Raw genomic sequence first — 4,075 nt, 5'->3', positions numbered from 1 at the left:
GCGGCATCGGGCACATTGCCCAGTTCGGCAGACAGGGATTCGATTCGCGAAGCCATGGCAAGGTCTCTGTTTGGACTTGTTCTGGGAGCGTTCGGGCGCAGTCGGGAAGACGCGGGAGCAACACGGCAGCATGGCCGCACGCGCGCGAACAAGGGTGATGCTATTCCTTGTGTTGGCGCCTGTCCTGCGAGATTGAGACTACAACCATCTCGAAACGGACAGATAATGGCCCTATCCGGCGCATGAAACGCGCCCCAAACGCCACATCTTCGCCCCATTTGCGATATCGACCCAATGGCCGACGCTGCTTCCCCACCCGGCGCCCTGCTCTCCCGCCCGCGCTACATGGCGTACGACCGCGGCCCGATGCCGGTGGCCGCGATGGCCGCCGACTATCAGCCTGGCCATCTGACCACCCGCCACCGGCATCCGCATGCCCAGCTGCTGCATGCCGTGCATGGCGTGATGGTGGTGGGTACCGACGAAGGCCAATGGATCGTGCCGCCGACGCGGGCGATCTGGGTGCCCGGCGGCACCGATCACTGGATCCGCATGGTGGGCCACGTGCGCATGCGGACCGCCTATATTCGCCCGGACGCGGCCGACGGCTTGCCGACGCGTTGCACCGTGCTCGGGGTCTCGCCGCTGCTGCGCGAATTGATCCTGGCGGCGATCGATATCGTGCCGCCCTATGTTGCCGATTCCCGCGACGGCCGCGTGATGCGGCTGCTGCTCGACGAGGTGGTGCTGCTGCCGGCGTTGCCGCTCCATCTTCCGCATCCCGCGGACCCGGCGCTGCGGCGTATCTGTGCCGCGATTCTGGAAATGCCCGATACGCCGATGACGCTGGCCGACTGGGCGCGGCGATTGGGCATCGATGGCAGGACCGTGCAGCGGCGCTTTGCGCGCGAGACCGGCATGACCTTCGGACAGTGGCGTCAGCAGGCGCGGCTGCTCGCCGCGCTGGAGCGGCTGGCGGCCGGCGTCAAGGTCGTCGAGGTCGCACTGGAACTGGGCTACCAGAGCCCGAGCGCGTTCGCGGCGATGTTCCGGCGGCAGTTCGGCGTGCCGCCCAGCGCGTTCTTTCGCTGAGCGGGTTCGCCGTCGGCGTCCGCAGGCAGACGCCGGTCAGGCAGCGAGGTAGCGTTCGACCAGCCGGGTCCAGTACGCCGCGCCCACCGTCAGGTTGTCGTCGTTGAAGTCGTAGGCGGGGTTGTGCAGCAGCGGACGGCCCGCGCCGTTGCCCAGGCGCACGAAGCAACCGGGACGCTGTTGCAGGAAATAGGCGAAGTCCTCGCTGCCGGCGATCAGCGGGATCTGGCCCACGACCTTGTCCGGGCCGACCAGCTCCTCGGCGACCTGGCGCGCGAATTCGGTTTCCGCTTCGCTGTTGACCACCACCGGATAGCCGGGGCGGTAGTCGATGTCGACCGCGGCGCCATAGCCCTCGACGTGCGAGCTCACCAGCTGGCGGATGCGCGTTTCCAGCGTGGTACGCACCTCGGGACTGAACGAGCGGACGCTCAGTTCAAGCTTGGCGCTTTCCGGAATCACGTTGGGCGCATGGCCCGCATGCAGCGAGCCGATCGTCACCACCGCGGTCTCGTTCGGATCCACATTGCGCGACACGATGGTCTGCAGCGCCATCACCAGGCTGCCGGCGACCAGGATCGGATCGATCGACTGATGCGGCCGCGCGGCATGGCCGCCCTTGCCGCGAATCGTAATCGTTACGGTATCGCAGGCCGCCATCATCGGGCCGGCGCGGAACATGAAGGTGCCCACCGGCACGCCCGGATGGTTGTGCAGGCCGAAGATCGCATCGCAGGGAAAGCGTTCGAACAGCCCGTCGGCGAGCATCCGCTGCGCGCCGCTGGCGCCGGCGCCGATTTCCTCGGCGGGCTGGAAGATCAGATTGACGGTGCCGTCGAAATTGCGGGTCCGCGCCAGCTGGCGCGCGGCGCCAAGCAGGATCGCGGTATGGCCGTCGTGGCCGCACGCGTGCATCTTGCCGCAATGGACGCTGGCGTACGGCAGGCCGGTCGATTCCAGGATCGGCAGCGCGTCCATGTCGGCGCGGATGCCGACGCTGCGCCCGCTGTCGCCGTTGCGCAGCGTGCCGACCACGCCCGTGCCGCCGACCCCGCGCGTCACCGCATAGCCCCAACGCTCGAGCCGCTGCGCCACCAGTTCGGCGGTGCGGTGCTCTTCAAATCCGAGTTCGGGGTATTGGTGGATGGTGCGGCGAATCGCCTCGAGTTCGGTGCGGCTATCCAGGGTATCGGACAACTCGCAATAGGCCGGAGTGAGATCGGCTCCGAGGCGGGACACGAGAATGGGGGGATCAACTTCAGACATGAGGCACTCGTATTGGCTAGTCCATGAAGGACAGTATTCCACTTAGGATCACGAGTGCCTATGCGATTTGACCTTTGCGACGCATTTGTTTTCAGAACTGTTGCTAACGGGGTACGGTCCACCCTGACGCGCGCAGGGTCGGGGGAACTCGATCGCCTTCAAGGGATCAGAGCCCCCCTCATGTTTCATTGTGTTACGACGCGGACGAAGCCATCACGCCGAGCGCGTGTAGGGCAGGACCTGCTGCATCTGCTCGCCCAGTCGCTCGATGCCGAGCCGCATCGTGTCGCCGGCCCGCAAAAAGCGCGGCGGCTTCAAGCCCATGCCGACGCCCGGCGGCGTGCCCGTGCAGATCAGATCGCCGGGATGCAGCGTCATGAAGCGGCTGACGTAGCTGACCAGCGTCGCGACGTCGAACACCATCGTCGCGGTGGTGCCGCTTTGCATCCGTTCGCCATTGACGTCCAGCCATAGCGACAACGCCTGCGGATCGGGCACCTCGTCGCGCGTGACCAGCCACGGACCGACCGGGCAAAAGGTGTCGCAACCCTTGCCCTTGTCCCAGGTGCCGCCGCGCTCGATCTGGAATTCGCGCTCGGAGACATCGTTGACCACGCAGTAGCCCGCCACGTGATCGAGCGCGGCGGCCGGCAACACGTCCTGCGCGCGCGTGCCGATCACCACGCCGAGTTCGACCTCCCAGTCGCTCTTGACCGAATCGCGCGGCAACATCACGGGATCGTTCGGGCCGTTCAGCGAGCTGGTCGCTTTCAGGAACACGATCGGCTCCGACGGGATCGGCATGTTTGCCTCGGCCGCGTGGTCCGCGTAGTTCAGCCCGATGGCGACGATCTTGCCGATTCCGGTCCACGGCGTGCCGAAACGCTCGGATTCGGCGAGCGGCAGGGTGGCGGGATCCAGCGCCGCCAGCTCGGCCAGGACGCTCGGCGACAGCGCGCGCGCGTCGATATCGCCGATCACGGCGGACAAGTCGCGCACGCGGCCCTGTGCATCGATCAGTCCCGGCCGCTCGGCGCCGGCGCTGCCAATTCGTACCAGCTTCATCGTTCTCCTCGTCTTGCTTGTTGGTGTGATTGGTTGGTGTGATGCGGTGATTTACCGAATCAATTTGCCGCCGCCGGTTTCGCCTGCGCCGGTGCGGCCAGCAGTTGCTCGATGCGAGAGACCAGCTGCCGGTCCGACGGCTTCACCGAGCTTTGATAGCTGGCGACGACGCGTCCGTCGCGGTCGATCAGGTACTTGTGGAAGTTCCATTTGGGCGCGGTGCCGCTTTCCCTGGCCAGCCGCGCATACATCGGATTGGCCTGGTCGCCGCGCACATGGGTCTTGGCCAGCATCGGGAACTTGACGCCGTAGGTGTTGAAGCAGAAGTCGGCGATCTCCTTTTCCGAGCCCGGTTCCTGCGAAAAGTCGTTCGAAGGGAAGCCCAGCACCACCAGGCCGCGCTCGCGGTATTTGGCGTAGAGCGCCTCCAGGCCCTCGTACTGCGGCGTGAAGCCGCAATAGCTGGCGGTATTGACGACCAGCACGACCTTGCCCGCGTACTGGCAAAGGTTCTGTTCGGCCTCGTCCTGCAGCCGCGGGAAGCGGAAGTTCAGCGTGGCGGGACAGTTCGCGGCGGCGGGGCGCGCGGCGGACGATGCCTGAGAGATTGTCGCGGCCGCGCCGGCAGGGCGGTTCGCGCCTTGTTCACCGG

The 4,075-nt window shown here is 66.4% G+C and carries 4 protein-coding genes and 1 pseudogene; 2 read left to right on the top strand and 3 right to left on the bottom strand.

Translation table 11 applies throughout. From position 1 onward, the window contains the following. Window positions 1-294: 294 nt before the first annotated feature. Window positions 295-1,092: a helix-turn-helix domain-containing protein gene (locus tag B551_RS14775; protein ID WP_023264412.1), complete on the top strand. Its 798-nt coding sequence runs from the start codon at window positions 295-297 to the stop codon at window positions 1,090-1,092. A gap of 36 nt (window positions 1,093-1,128) precedes the next feature. Here B551_RS14775 and B551_RS14770 read toward each other — a convergent pair whose 3' ends face one another. Beyond that, complete coding sequence (locus B551_RS14770) at window positions 1,129-2,358, bottom strand: M20 aminoacylase family protein (RefSeq protein ID WP_043439884.1); 1,230 nt, start codon at window positions 2,356-2,358, stop codon at window positions 1,129-1,131. 60 nt (window positions 2,359-2,418) lie between these two features. On the opposite strand from B551_RS14770, the pseudogene B551_RS27340 reads away from it, so the two are divergent. Continuing rightward, window positions 2,419-2,685, top strand: a pseudogene (locus B551_RS27340) (hypothetical protein); the annotation flags it as partial. On the opposite strand, the gene B551_RS14765 reads toward B551_RS27340, so the two are convergent. Beyond that, entirely contained in the window at window positions 2,572-3,423 is an 852-nt protein-coding gene (locus B551_RS14765; RefSeq protein ID WP_006579942.1) for a fumarylacetoacetate hydrolase family protein, read from the bottom strand. The pseudogene B551_RS27340 and the gene B551_RS14765 sit on opposite strands and share 114 nt — an antisense overlap. Window positions 3,424-3,482: 59 nt before the next feature. Further along, the gene (locus B551_RS14760; RefSeq protein ID WP_083492614.1) at window positions 3,483-4,031 is read right to left on the bottom strand and encodes a glutathione peroxidase; all 549 of its coding nucleotides are present in this window, start codon (window positions 4,029-4,031) and stop codon (window positions 3,483-3,485) included. Window positions 4,032-4,075: the final 44 nt, after the last annotated feature.

This window comes from Cupriavidus sp. HPC(L) (assembly GCF_000307735.3).
Lineage (GTDB): Bacteria > Pseudomonadota > Gammaproteobacteria > Burkholderiales > Burkholderiaceae > Cupriavidus.
The sequence above is the reverse complement of the archived record's forward strand: the minus strand, read 5'-3'. Positions and strand labels throughout refer to the sequence as shown.